The 18,951-nt window shown below is 72.7% G+C and carries 15 protein-coding genes; 4 read left to right on the top strand and 11 right to left on the bottom strand.

Translation table 11 applies throughout. The features are described from left to right. The 5 genes from AC1DT4_RS18935 to AC1DT4_RS18915 form a co-directional block, all read right to left on the bottom strand. On the bottom strand, window positions 1–2,787 hold a 2,787-nt coding region (locus AC1DT4_RS18935), incomplete at its 3' end, for a hypothetical protein (protein WP_477091308.1). Between the two features lie 15 nt (window positions 2,788–2,802). Then, window positions 2,803–5,130: a hypothetical protein gene (locus AC1DT4_RS18930; RefSeq protein WP_477091307.1), complete on the bottom strand. Its 2,328-nt coding sequence runs from the start codon at window positions 5,128–5,130 to the stop codon at window positions 2,803–2,805. A 4-nt stretch (window positions 5,131–5,134) separates the two neighbouring features. Beyond that, window positions 5,135–7,453 carry a hypothetical protein gene (locus AC1DT4_RS18925; RefSeq protein ID WP_477091306.1) on the bottom strand — a complete coding sequence of 773 codons (2,319 nt, stop codon included), beginning with the start codon at window positions 7,451–7,453 and terminating at the stop codon, window positions 5,135–5,137. 13 nt (window positions 7,454–7,466) lie between these two features. Further along, a complete protein-coding gene (locus AC1DT4_RS18920) occupies window positions 7,467–9,869 on the bottom strand; it encodes a hypothetical protein (RefSeq protein WP_477091305.1) in 2,403 nt (800 codons plus the stop codon). Window positions 9,870–9,957: 88 nt separating this feature from the next. Then, complete coding sequence (locus tag AC1DT4_RS18915) at window positions 9,958–10,713, bottom strand: M64 family metallopeptidase (RefSeq protein WP_477091304.1); 756 nt, start codon at window positions 10,711–10,713, stop codon at window positions 9,958–9,960. Window positions 10,714–10,827: 114 nt separating this feature from the next. Here AC1DT4_RS18915 and AC1DT4_RS18910 point away from each other — a divergent pair, with 114 nt between their 5' ends. The 3 genes from AC1DT4_RS18910 (at window position 10,828) to AC1DT4_RS18900 (ending at window position 14,227) form a co-directional block, all read left to right on the top strand. Then, the gene (locus AC1DT4_RS18910) at window positions 10,828–11,997 is read left to right on the top strand and encodes a hemopexin repeat-containing protein (RefSeq protein ID WP_477091303.1); all 1,170 of its coding nucleotides are present in this window, start codon (window positions 10,828–10,830) and stop codon (window positions 11,995–11,997) included. Beyond that, window positions 11,997–12,356: a hypothetical protein gene (locus AC1DT4_RS18905; protein ID WP_477091302.1), complete on the top strand. Its 360-nt coding sequence runs from the start codon at window positions 11,997–11,999 to the stop codon at window positions 12,354–12,356. Before AC1DT4_RS18910 ends, AC1DT4_RS18905 begins: the two co-directional genes overlap by 1 nt. Window positions 12,357–12,529: 173 nt before the next feature. Next, window positions 12,530–14,227: an MFS transporter gene (locus tag AC1DT4_RS18900; RefSeq protein ID WP_477091301.1), complete on the top strand. Its 1,698-nt coding sequence runs from the start codon at window positions 12,530–12,532 to the stop codon at window positions 14,225–14,227. Here the strand turns inward: AC1DT4_RS18900 and AC1DT4_RS18895 are convergent. After that, entirely contained in the window at window positions 14,153–15,259 is a 1,107-nt protein-coding gene (locus AC1DT4_RS18895; RefSeq protein WP_477091300.1) for a class I SAM-dependent methyltransferase, read from the bottom strand. The two genes, AC1DT4_RS18900 and AC1DT4_RS18895, sit on opposite strands and share 75 nt — an antisense overlap. Before the next feature lie 80 nt (window positions 15,260–15,339). Continuing rightward, window positions 15,340–16,098, bottom strand: a complete 759-nt coding sequence (locus AC1DT4_RS18890; protein WP_477091299.1) for an alpha/beta hydrolase family protein — start codon at window positions 16,096–16,098, stop codon at window positions 15,340–15,342. Between the two features lie 38 nt (window positions 16,099–16,136). Here AC1DT4_RS18890 and AC1DT4_RS18885 point away from each other — a divergent pair, with 38 nt between their 5' ends. After that, complete coding sequence (locus AC1DT4_RS18885; protein WP_477091298.1) at window positions 16,137–16,712, top strand: DinB family protein; 576 nt, start codon at window positions 16,137–16,139, stop codon at window positions 16,710–16,712. Here the strand turns inward: AC1DT4_RS18885 and AC1DT4_RS18880 are convergent. The 4 genes from AC1DT4_RS18880 to AC1DT4_RS18865 all read right to left on the bottom strand — a co-directional run. After that, entirely contained in the window at window positions 16,699–17,025 is a 327-nt protein-coding gene (locus tag AC1DT4_RS18880; RefSeq protein WP_477091297.1) for a hypothetical protein, read from the bottom strand. The genes AC1DT4_RS18885 and AC1DT4_RS18880 overlap by 14 nt on opposite strands. Window positions 17,026–17,135: 110 nt before the next feature. After that, window positions 17,136–17,447: a hypothetical protein gene (locus AC1DT4_RS18875; protein ID WP_477091296.1), complete on the bottom strand. Its 312-nt coding sequence runs from the start codon at window positions 17,445–17,447 to the stop codon at window positions 17,136–17,138. A 16-nt stretch (window positions 17,448–17,463) separates the two neighbouring features. Beyond that, entirely contained in the window at window positions 17,464–18,150 is a 687-nt protein-coding gene (locus tag AC1DT4_RS18870) for a hypothetical protein (protein WP_477091295.1), read from the bottom strand. Window positions 18,151–18,195: 45 nt separating this feature from the next. After that, on the bottom strand, window positions 18,196–18,951 hold a 756-nt coding region (locus AC1DT4_RS18865), incomplete at its 5' end, for a (Fe-S)-binding protein (RefSeq protein WP_477091294.1).

Below are 18,951 nucleotides of genomic sequence, written 5' to 3'. Positions count from 1 at the left end.
CGTCACGGGCGCCGGCGCGACCGGGACGGGGGCGACGGGCGCGACCGGGGTCGGCGTCGCCACCGGCGTGGCGGGCGTCGTCGGCGCGGGCAGCCCGGGCGGGACGACGAACAGGCGGTCCTGGTCGGCCGTCGCGGCGGGCGTCGCCTTCTGCGAGCCGTCGGCGAGCAGGGACGTCACCGACCAGCCGTACGTGCGCGCGGAGCGGTCCTTCAGCCGGGCGCGCCACTCCTGCGGCTGCGCCGCCGCGGCGTCGTCGAAGAACAGCGACTCGTTCTGCGTGAACGCCGGGTCGCCGCCCGGGTCCGCATAGGAGAGCGCGACGACCACGCCCGCCAGGCCCAGCTGCGACGGCACGGGGCCGATGTACCGGACCTCGACCTTGAGCACGCCCTCGCTGGGGATGCCCGCGACGATCGCCGGCGTCGTCGCGTCGACCCACTCGCCGGTCTCGACCCCGCCGTCGGCGTAGGTCAGGCGCTGGCGCCAGYGGACGGTGGCCGGGACGTCGCGCTCGGCCAGCCGGACGGACCAGGGCGTGCGTCCCGCGGCTCCCGTGAGCTCGAGGCTCTTCGCCTCGACGACCTTGCCCTTCTGCGCGACCTCCAGGTCGACCACGACCCGCGCCAGCTCGCCCAGGGCGTCGACCAGGATGACGTCGCCGTCCACGCGGTCGGCCTTGGGCACGGCCACGACCAGCGCGTCCTCGGCCTGCGAGTTCGGCAGCACCACGGCCGGGAGGTCCTCGCGCGTGCCGTCCGCGTAGAACACCGTCGGCGTGAACGTGACCTGGTCGCCGGCCGCGACGAGCCGCAGGTTGACCAGCTCGCTGCGGTGGCTGGGGCCGAGCGTGAGCTGGGCGCCGTCGTCGACCCCCGCGTCCGCCCGCTGGTAGCGGACCGCCACCTGGACCTCGGTGATGTCGTCCGGCGTGTTGGGCGCCAGCTGGACCATCGCGGGCACCATCACGCCGAGCCAGCGCGGGTGCACCGACAGGCTGCGCAGCTCCGTCGTCGTCCACGGCCCCTCGACGTGCGTCTGGCGGACGCCGACCCCGAAGTCGGCCTTGTAGTCGACGATCAGCCGGTACTCGTACGACAGGGTGCGCTTGTCGTCCACGAAGAACTCGAGGTCCTTGACGTCCGTGCTCGCCCGCAGGATGGCCGACGCCGTGTCCTTCGGCGTTGTCCCGTCGGGGCGCTGTCCGTAGCGGATCTCGACCGTCATCTGGTTGACGCCCTGCGCCGCGAAGTCGACGTCCGCGCAGTCGATGTGGATCGGCAGCCGCTCGAAGAACGGGTTGTTGAGGTCGATGACGTGCACCCGCTGCGCGAGCTCGCCCAGGCTGCCCATGGTCCCCAGGTGTCCCTGCGGCGCCACGTGCCGCGCCTGCGCGGTGACCTGCTCGAGGTTGTAGACGATCGTCTTGCGCTCCGACTGGCTCACCGACTTCATGGCGAACGCCACCTGCGGGCGGCCCATCTTGTCCCAGACCTCGGTGGCGCCCGAGGCCGGCGTCTGCGCGCCCGTCGTCGCGGGCTTCGTCGTCGTCGGCTGCGTGGTGGTGGTCGCGGGCTTCGTCGTCGTCGGCTGCGTGGTGGTGGTCGCGGGCTTGGCGACGGGTTGCGTCGTCGTACCGGTCGTCGTACCGGTGGTCGTGCCCGTCTTGGCCGGGAGGTCCTCGAGGGGCGGCGGCGGGTCCGTCGGCTTGACCGTCGTGGTCGTCGGCGGGGGAGTGACCGGCGGCGGGGTGACGGGCGGGTTCGTGACCGGCGGGTTCGTCACCGGCGTCGTCGTGACCGGCTGGGTCGTGACCGGGGGGTTCGTCACCGGTGTCGCCGTGACCGGCTGGGTGGTGGTGACGGGCGGGTTCGTGGTGACGGGCGGGTTCGTGGTGGTCGTGGTCGTCGGCGTGGTCACCGACGGGTTCGGCTGCGTGGCCACCATGAGGTTGCCGGCGACGGCGGGCTGGCCCGGGACGAGCGTGGGCTGGAAGAGGGCGCCGCTGCACAGGGTGGCGACGAGGTCCGCGATCTGCCGCTGGCGCGCGGCGATGCCCTCGGGCGTCGACATCTCGAGCAGCCGGGCCGTCTCCTTGACCGTGATGCTCTGGTTCTTGGTGAGCTCCTCGGTGATCGAGTCGATGTCGGCCTTGAAGAAGACGGTGCCGGCCGTGAACCGCTTCTCCATGAACTCGTAGCTCGACTTCATGTCGATCGTGATGCTCAGGCTGTACGCGGGCAGCAGGCCGACGTACTCGAGGTCGTAGACGACGCCGATCGGCAGGGCGTTCGCGGTGGAGGCGAGCACGCCCATGAAGAACGCCGCGCCGTCCTCCGTCAGGCTCATCGAGATGATCGACCGGTTGTCGCCGTCGAGCGAGGCCGTGCCGGAGCTCATGATCTCCTCGACGAACCGCGGCCCGGCCGCCACCGGGGAGCCGGCCGCCGCCGGCGTCCCGGGCTGCAGGCCGACCACTCGGACCACACCGCTCGAGTACGGCACGCTGGTCAGGGTCACGTCGTCGCCCGCGCGGGCCTTGAGCTTGCCGAGGATGGAGCCGTGCAGGCCGCCCAGGCCCACGTCGACCGTCATCGCGAGGAACCCGCCGGCGTAGGCCTCGGAGGCGTCGCCGCCCTTGCGGAACGCGTAGAGGTCGAACAGGGGGCCGTTCGCGTCGCGGCTGATGTGCGGGTTGGCGGGCAGGTAGTAGAAGGCCTTGGGGTCGTCGGCGTCCGCGAGCACGGTGATGCCGAGGATCTCCATCCTGCTCTCGAGGTCCAGCATGACGTTCTCCTTCGGTCAGACCGTGCGGGTGGAGACCGCGATGAACGGTCCGGTGCTGTCGGTCCAGGCGGACTGGCGTTGTGTGCCGTCGGCACGGAAGCTCGTCGTCTGCGAGCGGAAGCCCGGCGGCGCGTCGGGCCCGGCGGCGAGGCTCAGGGTCTGCGCGACCGGGCTGGTCGGGTCGAAGAACGCGCTGCTCGCGGTCTCGTCGGGAGCCCCCGCGATCGCGACCCGCACCTGCACCGCGTCCAGCCCGGCCTCGGCCAGGGGAGGCCCGACCAGGCGGACCTCGACCGACCGCATCCGGCTGCCGGTGCTGCCCACGAGGATCGACGGCTCCGTCGACTTCTCCCAGTCGGTGGTGTCGATGACGCCGCCCGCGGCCGTGGTCACGCGGTAGCGGATCTCCTGCGCGGCCGCGTCGAGCACCGGCCAGCTCAGCGTCACGGGCTGCCACCGCAGCGCGACCGGCACGGGCGGCGGCGCGGGCTGCCCGTCGACGGGCGGCGGTGGGGGAGTCGGCCCGAGCGTGCGCGTGAACCGTCGGTGGTACCCCGCCGTGTCGTCGTCATAGGTCACCTCGACGGTCACCGACGACACGTCCTCCGTCGTCACGTTGGGCTGGATCAAGAGCGACCGGCTCCCGCGGAACGGGCCGTCGACCCGCAGCAGCGCGTCGTCCGTGACCACCGGGGGCAGCGTGAGGGCGCTCGCGTCGTCGAACGTCAGCACCGCGGCCGCGGTGTAGTGGCGGTCGGCGTCCGGGCCGGTCCGCACCTGCCACCGGCGCTGCTCGACGGGCGTGACCGGGTCGACCGCGAGGCGCATCTGCTGGTGGGCCGTGAAGCCGGACGCCTTGTCGGCGTAGTCGAGCGTGACGTCGACGTCGGTGACGCCCGCACCCAGGTGGCCGGTGTCCACCTCGACGTCGAGCACGCCGAGGTCGTCGTACGGGCGGACGGACATGGTGCGCCCGGTCTCCGGCCGCGGACCGGTCGAGTACGTGAGCGACGTCGCGTCGACCGAGCCCGACCGCGTGAACTCGTACGTGACCGCCGCGGTGTACGCCAGCGTCGGGCGACCCGTGCGGCGCACGGCCCAGGTGAGGTCGGTCGGCCCGCCGGGCCGGAAGACCAGGCTCCCGGTCTCGGGCGGGACGGGGTCGCCGGCCGTGCCGTACGCCAGGTCGACGGTGACGCTCGTCAGGGAGAGGGCCGCCATCTCCTCCGCCGACGGCCCGGTGACCAGGACCTCCAGCAGCTCGAAGAAGCTGCTCGCCAGGTCGACCTTGTGCGTGCGCGCGGCCACCTCCTCCCTGCTGAGCAGCGTCGCCAGGAACCCCTGCGGCGCGTGCGTGCGCTCCTCGGGCGACCGCTCGGAGAAGTCGTAGTCGACGACCCGGAGCTCCTCCTCCTTCTTCGCCTTGAGGGAGAGGGTGACGATCGAGGTGGGCATCTGCTGGGCCGGAGGCATGCCGGGGATGCTCGGCATCGTGAGGTTCGGCATGCCCGGCGACGGCTGGTAGAGCTCCTGGATGATCCTGTCCCTGAACAGGGACAGCGCCAGCTCCTTGCTGCGTTGCGCCTCCTCGCCCATGGCCTGCGAGGTGAGCTCGATGGTCACGACGCCCTTCTGCACCAGGTCGCTGAGCGTCCCCTCGACCTCGGCCCGGACGTACGGGCAGCCGACCGACGCCTTGCCGCCGAGCTCGCGGTAGACCTGCGAGACGTCGGCGTGCACGTGCGCCTGCACGCTGGGCCGCAGGCCGAGGAACGTGAGGTCGTAGACGACGCCGATCGGCGCGGCGCCGTCCTCGAACAGCGCCTCGAGGAACGTCGCGCCGTCCTGGCTGAGCCCGAACGAGAAGATCGAGCGCAGCCCGCCCAGGAGCGACGGCGTCCCGCCGCCGACCATGCTCTCGACGAACCGCGGGCGGCCCGGCGTGATGGTCGGGCCGCCGGGCGGCGCGACGGTGGCCAGGTCCAGCGCGATGACCGAGACCGACCCGCGGACGTACGGGATCGGGGACAACGAGATCGTGTCCGGGTCGCGGTCGAGCAGGCCGGCCAGCTTCTGCACGGCGGCGGCCCGCTTCGCGTCGGCCAGCGTGCACTCGACACCCATGGTGAGGAACCCCGCGCCCAGCTCGGCGGGGATCGTCGTGCCCTTCAGCGGCGACTGCGCCAGCTCGACCGCGTACGTGAACAGGTCGAACATCGGCTGGCCGCCCGTGCGGGCGATCGTCGGCTCGGGCGCGGCGAAGTAGAACTGCGCGGGGTCGGCGTGGTCCGCGAAGATGGTCAGGTCGCCGACGCTCGTCGGCGGCTTCTCGAGGCTCAGCACCGGGTCACCCGCTCACGGTCTTCGAGCGCACGTCGACCACGAGCAGGTCGCTCGTGCCGGAGCCCCACGGCTGCGCGGCGACGAAGCCGTTGACGTCGACCGTGGTCAGCTGCCACCAGACCTGCCGCACGGGCGGGTCTCCCAGCCGGTACACGAACGGCGTCGCCGCCGACTGCTCGGCGCCGGGGACCAGCGCGAGGTCGGCCGACGCGCGCACGTGCTGGTCCACGGGGTCGCGGACCTCGAGCCGGACGGCGGCGCGCAGCAGCTTCTGCTCCGCCAGGCTGCCGAGCACCCTGACCTGCACCTGACGCTCCTCGACCAGCCGCCGGTCGATGATGACGCGGTCGTCGGTCGCCGCGCGCCACGACCCGTCCACCAGCGCGCCCACGAGCGGCTGCAGGGTCAGCCGGTAGCCCACCGAACGCGACCCGCCGGCCGCGATCGAGTAGGTGCGGCTGAGGTTGGGGGTGTCCGCGCCGAGCCGGACCGTCTCCTCCGGGTAGCGCACGCCCGCGGCCCCGTCCTCGTACCTGACCTGCAGCAGCGCGGCCGCCAGGTCGGTCCACGGCAGGTCGACGAAGAACGTCACGGTCAGCTTCTCGGGCATCGGGTCGGGCAGCGAGCAGAACGGCTCGACCGCCGACGACCACGGCGAGACCACGTCGCCGCCGGCCTCGGGTGGCCGGTGGTAGGTGGCGCGGAACGAGTAGCTCACGTCGTCGGGCAGCGACGCGAACGGCCAGCGCTGCAGGGGGTGCTCGGCGTCCAGCTGCACGCGCGCGGTCGCGGGGCCGTCGGCCGCCGACCCGGGGTGCAGCTCGACCGTCACGGCCGGGAAGAGCGCGAACGAGAAGAGCGGGGCCACCGTGACGGTGACGTCGGTGACGGCGTAGGCCTCGCGGGGGTCCACCACGAGGTCGGTCGACTGCCGCGTCCGCCAGGCCGACACGGCCTCGCCGGGCGGCCGGACGGGGGAGGACGGGTCGAAGTCGGCGGACACGCGGTACACGTAGGGGCGGTCCCAGACCTCCTCCCGCTGCGCCTCCTCGAGCAGGTTCACCACCCAGTCCTTGTGCTGGCCGGGGGCCGTGAAGGTCAGCTCGGCGTCGACGGCCGGCTCGGCCGCCGGGCCGACCGGCGCCCGGGCGACCTCCACCTGCACCGACCGCAGCCGGTCGGACGCGAACCGGTCCACCACCTCCACGCCCACCTCGAGCCGGGGGAACCCGCTCAGCTCGACCTGCTGCACGAGGTGCTGCCGCACGGCCGGCCACGTCGGGCGGACCTCGCCCTTCTCGTCCACCCGCAACTCGTTCAGCAGCCCGCCCAGCGTCCCCTGCGGTCGCAGGTCCCGGACCTCGGCGACGCGCTCGCGGGCCCGCAGGTCCATCCGCCGGACCGAGCTCTCGTCGACCGCCTTCAGCCGGAACGACGCGCCGGGGATGATCGCGCGCGTGAGGCTGGAGACCACGTCGTCGACGACCGCGGCGACCTGCTCGCCGGTGCTGGGCGGCGGGATCATCGGCTGGAACAGCTTGTCCAGCACCCAGTCGGTGAGCTGGGTCCGGGTGCGCTCGGCGGCCGCGCGTGCACCCTCGCCGGTGCCCTCGATGACGGTGTCGATCCGGAGGCCCGACTCCTCGAACGCGGACGTGATCGCCGTCTCGACGTCCGCCGCGACGTACCAGGCGTTCGTCGTCAGCTTGGTCTTGAGGGAGGAGTAGATCTTCGCCCAGTCGGCGTGGATGTCGATGGTGAACGCCGGCCGCAGGGCCGCGAACGTCATGGCGTAGGTGACGATGACGGGCTGCTCGGGCAGGTCCAGGCAGGCGCCGATCATCTCGGCCGCCGCCTCGTTGAGCACCAGCTGGAACGTCGCGTCCTGCGTCGCGCCCATCGACGGCCGCCCGCCGCCGGCGAACCGCACCTCGAACGTGCCGCCCGGCGCGGCGGACCCCTCCGTCGGCGGCGTGCTCGTCTGGCCGAGGACCACGAGCTCGACGGTGCCGGTGTCCAGCGGTGCCGGCACCACCCGGAGCGCCGAGCCGGTGACGCCCCGGACGTCCGCGAGGCGTGCGGGCAGGGCCTCGAGCACCTCGGGCGGGACGAACAGCTGCGTGGTGAGCGAGAGGATCCCGCCGGACACCTTCGCGGCCCCGGTGCCGGCGCCCAGGTACTGCGTCAGCGAGAGGGCGGGGATGCCGTCGTGCACCGCGAGCTGCGGCGCGGACGGGAGGACGTACCAGAGGCCGGGGTCGGCGTGGTCGGGCAGCAGGGCGTACCCGTCCACGACGGGGTACGGCGGAGCGAGCGAGAGCATGGCGGCACCGTGCTCACGGCACGGGTGCGGGTGCGGGCGGGGCCGGTTCGGGGCCGGGGTCGGGCGTGACCGGCGGCGGTGTGGGGATCGGCGGCGTCGGGACGGGTGGGGTCGGGACCGGCGTCGGCGGGGTCGGGGTGTCCACGACGGGAGGCGTCGGTGGGGTGGGCGGCGTCGGTGGGGTCGGGGGAACCGGCGGCGCCGGGAGGAAGAGGAAGTCGCTCGCCCCGCTGAGGGTGCCGGTCAGCCCCTTCACGGAGACGGGATCGCCGACGGCCGGCACGTACTCCACGTCGTAGGTGTAGGCCGAGACGGTCGCGTCGGCGCGGGTCACGGACCAGACCTGCGGTGTCGCGGCGGAGAACGCGAGGGCCTGCGTGTCGTGGATGGCGTGGGCGGGGTCGTCGTAGGTGAGGCGCACGATGACGCGGCGCAGCGTGGTGCCGACACCCGTGTCGGAGGGGTCGACGCTCACCTTGACCACGCCGCCGCGGGCGTTGCCCACCACGAGCGTCGAGGCGTCGGACTCGACCGGCGCCCAGTCCGTGCCGACGACCGAGCCGTCCTTGCCGACGATCTTCGTGCTGTAGCGGTAGGCGCGGGCATCGGGGTCGCGCAGGAGGAACCGCCACTGCGGGGGAGCGAGCGCCGCGAGCGTCGACTCGGCGAACTGCAGGGACCGCGTCTGCTGGTAGTCGTGCGCCGTGTCCTCGTACGCGAGGTCGACGATGACGGTCTGCACCTCGGACCAGTCGACGGTCGGCACGACGGAGAGGTGGAAGCCGTCGTCGAACGGCGTGGAGACCGACAGGTACGCGGACTGCGCGTTGTCGTCGTGGTCGCCGGTGAACCAGTCGGTGGTGATGCGCTGGCTGCCCGACGCCTCGTCCGTGGTGACGTAGGTGAACCGGTAGCGGTACGGCGCGGTCCAGGGCGCGTAGATGACGCGCCGGTAGTCGACCTCGGGCACGTCCTTGGTGAGGATGACCTTCTCGACGACCTCCGGCACCTTCGTCGCCGCGTCGCCGTAGGCGATCTCGACCTCGATCGACGTGAGCTTCTGGGTGTCGAACGCGTTCTTGTCGTTGGCCGCGACCTTGAGCGCCATGACGCCCGGGTTGGGGACGCGCAGGGTGCAGTCGCGCAGGTGGGAGGTCTCCGAGTACAGCCGCGTGGTCGTGACGGGTCCGGACTTGTAGTTGACGTCGACGTCGACCGTGTACGAGTCCTGGCTGACCTGGGCGAGGCGCGTGGTGAACGTCTTCGGCGCCGGGTCGTCCTTGGTGAACGTGAAGCTGTCGCGCTTGGAGATGTCGCGGCCGTCCTTCTGGCCGGTGTACGAGATGTGCCCGACGACGCTGTGCACGATGTCGCCGTAGACGTCGAAGTCCAGGTTGGTGTCGACCGTGACCGTCAGGGTGTTGAAGTACCACTCCGCCGTGCCGAGGTCGATGTCGAGGATCACGTCGTCGATCGGCGCCCCGATGAACGACGGCGAGATGGTGGCGCTCGGGTTGTACTGCCGCACGACGACGTCGCGCTGCACGAGGTCGAGGTTGAAGACCTGGTGGATGTCCTCGTGGATGAAGCTCATCCACTGGTTCTCGCGGTCCTTGTCGGTGGCGATGGACCCGCCCTTGAGGAAGTGGTCCTTGAGCCACTCGTCCATGCGGCCGAACGCGAAGCTGCGCAGCGCCTCGACGTCCTCGTCCTTGATCTGGCTCGACCCCTTGTCGATGTTGAGCGTGATCAGGCCCTGCGACTCCATCGTCTCGCTGATGGAGGTGCGGTGGGCCTCGGTGTGGGTGTCGTCGCCCCACACGCTGCCGTCCGTGACCTCCGAGGTCGTGTACGTCATGACGACGTCCTTGACCTCCTTCGAGTCGCAGTGCGCGTACACGTGGACGGCGGGCAGGCGGGTGTCGAAGGAGAGCGAGTACTCCACGATCCCGACGCCGGCGCCCTTGCGGAGCGCCTGGTAGAAGAGGTCCGCGCCCATCGTCTTGAGCTCGACGGCGTACGAGGCGGTGTTCTGGGCGAACAAGGACGGCTTGCCGGACTGGACCTCCGCGACGAACTTGTCGTCCTTCATGATCAGCAGGCGGACCTCGCCCGCGATGAAGTCCATCGACGTGAGCTTGGGCGGCGGCATGTTCGGGTCGTTGGGCCGCTCGGCGCGCATGCGGTCCAGCAGCTTCGGGCGGACGGTCGTCTCCAGGAAGTCCTGGTCCTCCACCAGCTCGGTGGTGAAGACGAGGTAGCCGCCGCCCTTCTCGTCGTCGCCCGTGTGCTCCACGGGGAACTGGTACTTGAGGAACGTGAACATCGGCTTGCCGTCGGGGCCGGTCGCGATGCGCAACGTCCGCGGCAGGTAGTAGAAGTGCGCGAAGTCGTCGTCGTCCCGGAAGACGGTCATTCCCTCGATGGTGTCGAACACCGGAATCGACTGCATCAGGCCCCCCCTGAAGTCGGCGAACGGCCCGGTCCGGCGACGTCGCCGAGGGTCACGCCTCGTCGAATGTATCCCCGACCACCCGTTTGGGGGAGGGCGAAATGTCCACATATGCGCTATGCCCCGCGCCGCGCCCGTGCAGCAGCAGGATCCGCCGGATCTCGCGGGCGCAGACGACGCAGAACGGGTCGCCGAGGTTGCGCATGCGGCACCGGTCCTGCGCCCGGTACACCCCGGAGGCGTAGCGGTCGCCGCCCTCCACGCAGCCGGCGCCCGGGAGGTCGGCCCACGACGTCCGGGCAGGGTCCGGCTCCAGCGTGACGTTGACCCGGCTCGGCTCGGGGCCGGGGTGGCGGCCCTCGTGCCCGTACTCGTCGGCGAGGTCGAAGGCGGCGTGGCCCAGCTCGTGCACCGCGAGCGCCGCTGCCCAGGGGTGCCGGGTGAGGCAGGCGACCCGGCCCGCGGAGCCGCCGTACTCCTCGCGGTCGGCCAGCACCACGACGGCGTCCGCGTGGGGCACGTGCTGATGCGCCAGGCGCAGGGCCGCGTCCTCGTCGACGGTGAGCAGCCGGCCGTCCAGTGTGGACGTCGGCGGCCCGACGACGTCGACCCGGTGCACCGAGAGCAGCGCGCGGAGCAGGCCGAACGGCTCGGTGGCCAGGAGCTCCGCGACGAACGCCCGGACCCCCTCCTCGAACGCGTCCAGCCGGTCCGTCGCGAAGCCGTCCGCGAGGACGACGACGTCGAAGCACCGGTCGGGCGGACCGTGGTCCAGCACGGTCACGGTGCGGAACCGGGCGTCGGGCACGCCTCAGCATGGCGCACGGCGATTCACCCGGACTACCACCCGGGCGCCCATGGCCAACATCACCCAAATGGGTTGAAACTGGACGCGCTGGAATCGGATTCGCAAGGGGGCGTGATGACAGCCAAGCGCGTGTACTTCTTCAGCGGGACGACCTACTCCCGCTACGACACGGCGATCGACAACGTGCTACCCATCTACCCGTTGGTCACCGCGGCGTCGTGGACGGGCCTGCCCGCCACGATCGACGCGGCCCTGAACTGGGGCAACGGGAAGGTCTACTTCTTCAGCGGCGCGCAGTACTACCGGTTCGACGTGCTGCTCGACGCGGTGGACCCGGGGTACCCGAGGGCCATCGCCGGTGCGTGGACGGACGCCGCGAGCAGCGCGTTCGACTCGGGCATCGACGCCGCCGTCAACTGGGGCAACGGCAAGGCCTACCTGTTCAAGGGCGGCGAGTACATCCGGCACGACATCGCCGCCGACACCCTCGACCCGGGCTACCCGAAGCCGATCAAGGGCAACTGGCCCGGCGTCGACGGCACGATCTTCGAGAAGGACGTCGACGACGTCGTGAACTACGGCAACGGCAAGGTCTACTGGTTCAAGGGCGACTGCTACGCCCGCGTCGACCAGGCGACCAAGTCGTTCGACGCCGGGTACCCCAAGAAGATCAGCGCGGCGTGGCCGGGGGTCCCCGCCGCCGGGATCACGGCGGCCGTCGAGTGGCCCATGGCCGCGGTGCAGCCCGCCGGGTTCCGGGTGCCGGAGAACCGGGCCGGGTGCCAGCAGGTCCCGACGGGCACGGGCTCGCGGTTCGGTGAGCGGTTCGAGATGAACATCGACTTCGACGCCGCGCCGTACCCGACGACGTGCGCCGTGGGCGAGTACCGGCAGTACGTGCGCGGCCAGTTCCGCGTCAACGGCGCCGTCAAGACGCACCTGCTGGCCGACCCCCGCGGCGGACCCGCACCGGCCATGCTGCCGGCGCCCGCGGCGGGGGCCACCGGCGACAACTTCCTGCAGGACGGGATCCAGCTGCCCGGCGGCGGTGCCCAGCTGTTCTACGGGCACCGGCGCGGCCAGGTGTTCCAGACGAGCCAGTTCACGCCCGACTTCCAGACGGGCTGCGCGTTCCGGGGCATCGACAACCCCGGGATCAGCTCGTCGACGGGGAACGTCCTGTCGGTCAACCTGGACTTCCGCGGCGATGCCGTGGACTCGGCGAGCAGCACCGAGGTGCTGCAGACGTCGAGCTGGTCCGTGAGCTGCGGGGGGACCGCCTGATGAACGTCTCGACCATGCTCGGGGGGCGCTGGACGCTGCCCACGATCGAGAGCACGGGGACCACGGTCCGCCTGCACGTCAGCGTGTCGGTGGAGGACACCGAGGTCCTGGCCGGGCAGCCGGTGACGGTCGCGCTCCAGGCCGGCGGTCAGCAGCTCGCCATGAGCGAGGCCCCGCCCGACGGCGTCTGGTACTACCTCGAGACGCTGGCCATCACGGCGATCGCCGACTTCGCGTTCGACAACCCGGAGAACCTCACGCCGGAGAGCGTCACGGTGACGCTCGGCGGCGAGTCCGCCACGTGGCCCGCCGAGCTCCCGGCGGCGGACCAGGGGCCGGGCGACTTCCCGGTGGCCTGACCCGGGGGACCAGGTACGTGAGGGGCTGCGGCGCGCCGGACGCGCCGCGGCCCCTCACGTGTGCGCCGGACCTGCGAGGACGTAGCGGCGAGGGTGCCGACGGTGGTAGTCCTTGGTCGGCTCGACCGCGCGGAACCCCGGGGCGGCACGCCGGAGAAGGGACGCGGTGCCCGATGGCTCGTAGCACCCGAGGAGCGGCAGGCCTCGTCCTCTTCACGCTGGCGACCGCCCAGTTCCTCATGACGCTCGACAGCTCCGTGATGAACGTGTCGATCGCGCAGGTGGCCGCGGACGTCGGGACCACCGTCACGGGCATCCAGACAGCGATCACGCTCTACACGCTGGTCATGGCCACGATGATGATCACCGGCGGCAAGATCGGCAGCCTGATCGGCCGGCGGCGCGCGTTCGCCATCGGCTGCGTCATCTACGCGTGCGGCTCGTTCGTCACGTCGATCGCCCAGACCCTCCCGCAGCTGATCCTCGGGTGGTCCCTGCTCGAGGGCCTCGGCGCGGCGCTGATCATGCCGGCGATCGTCGCGCTCGTGGCCTCGAACTTCGCGTCGCCGGACCGCCCGCGGGCCTACGGGCTCGTCGCGTCGGCGGGCGCGATCGCGGTGGCCGCCGGGCCGCTGATCGGCGGCTTCGTCACCACGTACTGGACCTGGCGCTACGTGTTCGCCGGCGAGGTCGTGCTGGTGATCGGGATCCTCGCGCTGACCCGCAAGATCGCCGACGCCGAGCCCGAGGCCCGGTTCCGCCTGGACCTCGTCGGGTCGGCCCTGTCGGCCGCGGGGCTGGGGCTGGCCGTGTACGGCGTGCTGCGGTCCGGCGAGTGGGGCTGGGTGCAGACGCGGCCCGGAGGCCCGTCGTGGCTGGGGCTGTCGCCGACCATCTGGCTCGTGCTGGCGGGGATGGTCGTGCTGCGGCTGTTCGTCGCGTGGGAGAACCACGTGACCGCGGCCGGCCGGGAGCCGCTGCTGCGCCTCGACCTGCTGCGGAACTCGCGACTCGTCGGCGGCCTGACGATGTTCTTCTTCCAGTTCATGATCCAGGCGGGCCTCTTCTTCGTCGTCCCCCTGTTCCTGTCCATCGCGCTCGGCCTGACAGCCCTGCAGACCGGCGTGCGGCTGCTGCCGCTGTCGGTGTCGCTGCTGATCGCCGCGGTGGGGATCCCACGGTTCTTCCCGACGGCCTCTCCGCGCGAGGTGGTGCGCTGGGGCGTCGCGGCGATGCTGTTCGGCATCGTGGTGCTCATGGGCGCGCTCGAGGTGGGGGCAGGCGCCGAGATCGTCGCGGTCCCGCTGCTGCTCGCCGGCTTCGGCGTCGGGGCGCTCGCCTCGCAGCTGGGCGCGGTCACGGTCTCGGCGGTGCCGGACGAGCAGAGCGGCGACGTCGGCGGCGTGCAGAACACCATGACGAACCTCGGGGCGTCGCTGGGCACCGCGGTGGCCGGGTCGATCCTCGTCGCCACCCTGACCTCCAGCCTGCTGGTCGGTCTCGCCGACAACCCGCAGGTCAGCGCCGAGGTCACGGCGGCCGCGCAGGTCCAGCTGGCGGGCGGCGTCCCGTTCGTCTCGGACGCGCAGATCCAGGCCGCGCTCGAGGACGCGGGGGTGCCGGACGACGAGGTCACGGCGATCGTCGACGAGAACGAGGCGGCCCGGATCGACGCGCTGCGCGCCAGCCTGGCGGCCCTCGCGCTCGTCGCGGCGCTGGCCCTGTTCTTCTCGCGGCTGATCCCGACCGCACCCGTCGGCTCCGAGCCCGCGGCGCCCCCCGCGGGCGCGGCCCCGCTACCGGTGGAGCCGGTAGAACCGGAACATGTCGTGGTCGACGGGCAGCACCTCGACGCGCGAGAACCCGGCTGACTCGGCGTAGCCGGCCAGCACCGACGGCCGCATGACCGTCCCGGTCCCGACGCCGCCGGGCGTCGACAGCCCGTCGGGCAGGCAGCACAGGATCGAGAAGCCGTAGAGGAGCCGCTCGACCGCGTCGCCCGGCGCCGTGAACGACTCGGCCGTCCGCTCGTCCATCACCAGCACGTAGCCGTCGTCGCGCGCGATCTCCCGCATCGCCGCGAGCACGCTCACCGGGTCCGGCATGTCGTGCACGCACTCGTAGGCCATCACCACGTCGAACGCTCCGGCGCGGGACTCCCGCAGCTCGGCGGCGTCGACGGTCGAGAACGTGACGCGGTCCTGGACGCCGAGCTGCGTCGCGTTCCGGCGGGCGCCGGCCACCGACGGCTCGTCGACGTCGAAGCCCTCGAAGGTCGCGGCCGGGAACGCCCGGGCGAGCCCGATCGAGGACCAGCCCTCGCCGCACCCGATGTCCGCGACGCGGGCGTCCCCGTCGAGCTTGCCGAGCAGCTCGGGAAGCGTCGGGACGATCTCCTGGGCCAGCTGGTGCAGGAACATCGGCCGGTTGAAGGCCGCCTGGGCGGTGCGCGCGTCCGGGCCCAGCTGCCCCCAGCTGACCCCGCCGCCGTCGCGGTACGCGGTGACGAAGTCGTCGATCCGGCGCCCGGCCGCGACGATCACGCCGGCGACCGGTGCGGTGTGCAGCGGGCTGTCGGGGTCGGTGAGCACGTCGACGGCTCCCGGCGTCACGCGGTACCGGCGCTCGCTCGCGTCCGCCGCCGCGTCGTCGACGAGCAGCCAGCCGCCGACCGCCTGCTGCTCGAGCCACTCCCGCGCGTAGCGCTCCTGGGTGCCGGTGCGGTCCGCGAGCCCGGCGGACGTCAGCGGTCCCGCGTCGACCAGCGCGTCGTACCAGCCGAGCGTCCGGCCCAGGTGGAGGGCGAAGAGGTCCATCGCGCCGAGCGTCGCGGCCACGACCCGGTCCGCGAAGGCCGCGGCGTCGGCGTCGGGGGCGGGGGTCTCGTACAGGTCGGTGGTCATCGTTCCTCCGGGTCGGCGCGGCCGCCGGGCGCCGGTGCCCGCGGCTCCCGACCGAGTGTGGCCCGGTGACCCGCGGTCTGTCAGCGCAGGGCGTCGCGGAGCGCGTCCACGACGACCGGCCAGGCGGCCGAGGCGGGGTCGACCAGCTCGAAGTGGCCGGTGCCGGGGACCTCGACCAGCTGCACCCCCGTGCGGTCGCGGTAGCCGCGCGACACCGCGATCGGCACCGTGTCGTCCACCTGCCCGTGCACGACGACCGTCGTCGCGCCCGGGGCTCCCAGGCCCGCCGGGTCCGTCGCGGCGAACCGCTCGGGGACGGTGGCCGGGCTGCCGCCCAGCAGCTCGGCGACCGCGCCGCGGCTCAGACCGAGGCGGTCGACCTCGACCAGGTCGGCGACGGGAGCCAGCGCGACGACGCCGCGGACCCGCGGCGCCGCGAGCGCACGCCCCGGCGCGCCCACCGGAAGGCGGTCGCGCAGCGCGGCCCAGAGCGCGAGGTGCCCGCCGGCCGAGTGCCCGACGTAGGCGACCGCGTCGAGGTCGACCCGGTCGGCCAGCACGTCCTCCAGGGTGTCGACGGCCTGCGCGACGTCCGTGAACGTCGTCGGCCAGCCGCCGCCACCGCCCACCCGGCGGTACTCGACGTTGGCGACCGAGTACCCCCGCGCGGTCAGGGCGTCCGCGACGACCCGGACGTGCAGCCGGTCGTACGCGACGCGCCAGAACCCGCCGTGCAGCAGCACGACCAGCGGCGGCAACCCGGTCGCCGTCGTCGGGAAGGTCAGGTCGATCACCTGATCGGCCAGCGGGCCGTAGCGGAGGGTCTCGATGGGGGACACGCAGGGACAGTACAGAGGCGGCACGGCACACTGGCCGGATGGACGACAAGGACACCCTGCACCGCTACCTGCGCGCCCAGCGCGAGAGCCTCCTGAGCAAGCTCGACGGGCTCGGCGAGTACGACATCCGCCGGCCGATGACGTCCACCGGGACGAACCTGCTCGGCCTGGTCAAGCACGTCGCGAGCGTCGAGCTCGGCTACCTCGGTGAGGTGTTCGGCCGGCCCGACGGTGGCGAGCTGTCGTGGTTCGCCGACGACGCCGAGCCGAACGCCGACATGTGGGCGACCCCCGACGAGACGCGCGAGCAGATCGTCGAGCTGCACCGGTACTCGGCCGCCCACAGCGACGCCACGATCGAGGCGCTGCCTCTCGACGCGCCCGGCGAGGTGCCCTGGTGGGGCGAGCGTCGGCACGTGACCCTGCACCAGGTGCTCGTGCACATGTGCGTCGAGACCGCCCGGCACGCCGGCCACGCCGACATCGTCCGCGAGCTCATCGACGGCGCGGTCGGCAGGCGCCCGGAGGACCCGAACATCCCCGACATCGACTGGCCGGCCTACCGCGAGCGGCTCGAGGCCGCGGCGCTGGCGGCCGCTGCTACGCGTCCGTGAACAGGCACGTGATGACGAACCGGATGTTCTTGTCGAACGTGTAGGTCCGGTCGCCCTCGTTCGCGTCGCCGAGGTCGCTGACGAAGTAGGTCGTGCCGGTCTTGATCACGACGAACGCGACGGGCGACGGCTTGGTGTACGTCCGCACGTGGTGCCCGACGCTCGCCTTGCTGCAGTCGTAGACGCCGCCGTACTCCCAGGTGGTGGGGTCGGCGGACGGGTCGCGGGGACACGCGGCCGCCGCCCCGGCGCTGCCGAGCAGGGCGGCGCCGGCGAGCGCGGCGGCGGTGAGCGAGATGCGAAGGCGTGCCATGTGATCCCCCTGAGGACGGCGGACGCCGCGCATGTCGCGGTGTCCGGTTTGTCCACGTTAGGGGCGGCGCGCGGTGCGGCAGAAGACCGACGCCGGGCGATCCGAGGGTTTCACCCTGCCGGGACGGGGACGTGCTGGTCGGTCCGCACCGCCCGCCGTGCCCGGTGCAGCAGCCGGATGGCGAGGATCGAGAGCGGGATGTTCACCATGGCCGGGACGCCGACCCAGTAGGACGCGGTCAGCAGCGCGTACGCGGCCCAGAGGCTCTCGGTGGCGAGCAGCACCACCTGCGTCGTGATCGAGAGGCCGAGCAGCGCGGTCGCGTCGTGCCGCTGCCGCCACAGGCGCACCGCCTGCGGCCACCACAGTGTCAGGCTGCCGGCGGACGCCAGCAGCCCCACGTACTCCACGCCGGCGCTCATGCACTGCAGGGGTGCCCTAGCCGGTGGGAGATACCGCCGTGGGCAGATCGGGCGCGCGGCGGTCGCGCGCCGGCGTCACCAGGATCGCGATGCTGAGCACGAGCACCCAGGCCGGGAACACGAGCTGGGCCCACTTGTACGTGCCCGCGACGAGCAGGAGCACCAGCGCCACGGCGTACCCGGAGAACGCGACCCACCGGTGGACCGACGCCGTCCGGAGCACGACCGTGCTGACCGAGAGCGTGAACACCGCGGCCATCCGCATGGCGTAGACGGACACGAGCGTCTCGGTGGTGCTGTGCCCGTAGGTCCAGATCCCGGCGTCGAGCTGGTGGCCCGGGACCATCTCGACCAGCGTGCTCGCCGTGACCGCGCCCTGGAACAGCATGGCCAGGAACAGCAGCCCGCTACCCAGGAAGACGGTCGAGAACAGCCGGTCCTCGACCTCGCCCAGCTGGTCGCGGACGACGCCGATGAACCAGAGGAACGCGATGCCGGCGAACGGCACGAGGTTGAGGCTGAGGCGCACGAGCGCGCGGCGGGTGGGGTCGAGCTCCACCGCCTCGAGGTCCTGGTTCCACACCGCGAGCCGCAGCATGACCAGGGCGGCGATGAGCAGGAGCGCGAACACGATCCCGGCGACCGCGGCGGACCGTCGGCTGCGCCAGCGACGGGCGGTGAGGAACGGCGCCGGTGTGGTCACGGGCTCATCCTGGCAGGGCGGGAGGTGTGACGGTGGCGACCTCGGCTACGCACGCCGGGTCGCCTCCTCGACGAGCTCGAGCAGGTGGCGGTAGGGCCGACCCGTCGCGCGGCTCAGGCCGATCTCGCAGGTGCGGTTGACCGACGCGTACGCGTCGAACGACCGCTCTGCGACGGACGCGGCCTCGGCCCGGGTGGCGGACGCGGTCAGCTCGGGGTGGAGCAGCCCGCGGTCGCCGGCGAAGCCGCAGCACTGCCAGCCGTCGGGCACCACGACCTCGTCGGCGATCGCCGACGCCACCGCGTGCACCGAGCCGTCGAGGCCGAGGCGGACCGACGAGCACGTGGGGTGCAGCGCGAGCGAGCCGAGCCGGCGGGTGACCCGCAACCGGGGGAGCAGGCGCTCGACGTACGTCACGGCGTCGAGCACCGGCCGGCCGTCGAGCAGCCGGACGTAGCCCTCGGTGCACGAGGCCGCGTCGGTGACCACCGGTCGGTCGTCGTCCCCGAGGGCGGCCCGGACCCGGTCGCGCATCGCGGCGTGGCCGTCGGCGAGGCCCTTCGACGACCACGGCGTGCCGCAGCACAGGCCGGCGATGCCCTCGGGGACCACCAGGTGGGCGCCGGCCCGCCCGGCGAGGCGCTGCAGCGCCGTCTGCACGCCGTCCGTCGGCCCGAACATCGTGTGCAGGCAGGACGGCAGGTACACGGCGTCCGCGAGAGGGTCGGCGTGCGGACGACGGCGCGCGCCGCCCCGCGGGAGGTCGCGGGTCCACTGCGGGACGCCGCCCAGGCCCCGCGC

The organism is Cellulomonas sp. P4_D11 (assembly GCF_056401915.1).
Note: the sequence above shows the minus strand (reverse complement) of the source record. Positions and strands in the feature narration are given on the sequence as shown.

What these genes read in the sequence shown, in the direction of transcription:
- AC1DT4_RS18880 (WP_477091297.1), bottom strand. Translation starts at nt 17,025, where the DNA reads ATGGCACGCCTTCGCATCTCGCTCACCGCCGCCGCGCTCGCCGGCGCC.
- AC1DT4_RS18905 (WP_477091302.1), top strand. Translation starts at nt 11,997, where the DNA reads ATGAACGTCTCGACCATGCTCGGGGGGCGCTGGACGCTGCCCACGATC.
- AC1DT4_RS18920 (WP_477091305.1), bottom strand. Translation starts at nt 9,869, where the DNA reads ATGACCGTCTTCCGGGACGACGACGACTTCGCGCACTTCTACTACCTG.
- AC1DT4_RS18925 (WP_477091306.1), bottom strand. Translation starts at nt 7,453, where the DNA reads ATGCTCTCGCTCGCTCCGCCGTACCCCGTCGTGGACGGGTACGCCCTG.
- AC1DT4_RS18895 (WP_477091300.1), bottom strand. Translation starts at nt 15,259, where the DNA reads ATGACCACCGACCTGTACGAGACCCCCGCCCCCGACGCCGACGCCGCG.
- AC1DT4_RS18885 (WP_477091298.1), top strand. Translation starts at nt 16,137, where the DNA reads ATGGACGACAAGGACACCCTGCACCGCTACCTGCGCGCCCAGCGCGAG.
- AC1DT4_RS18875 (WP_477091296.1), bottom strand. Translation starts at nt 17,447, where the DNA reads ATGAGCGCCGGCGTGGAGTACGTGGGGCTGCTGGCGTCCGCCGGCAGC.
- AC1DT4_RS18910 (WP_477091303.1), top strand. Translation starts at nt 10,828, where the DNA reads ATGACAGCCAAGCGCGTGTACTTCTTCAGCGGGACGACCTACTCCCGC.
- AC1DT4_RS18900 (WP_477091301.1), top strand. Translation starts at nt 12,530, where the DNA reads ATGGCTCGTAGCACCCGAGGAGCGGCAGGCCTCGTCCTCTTCACGCTG.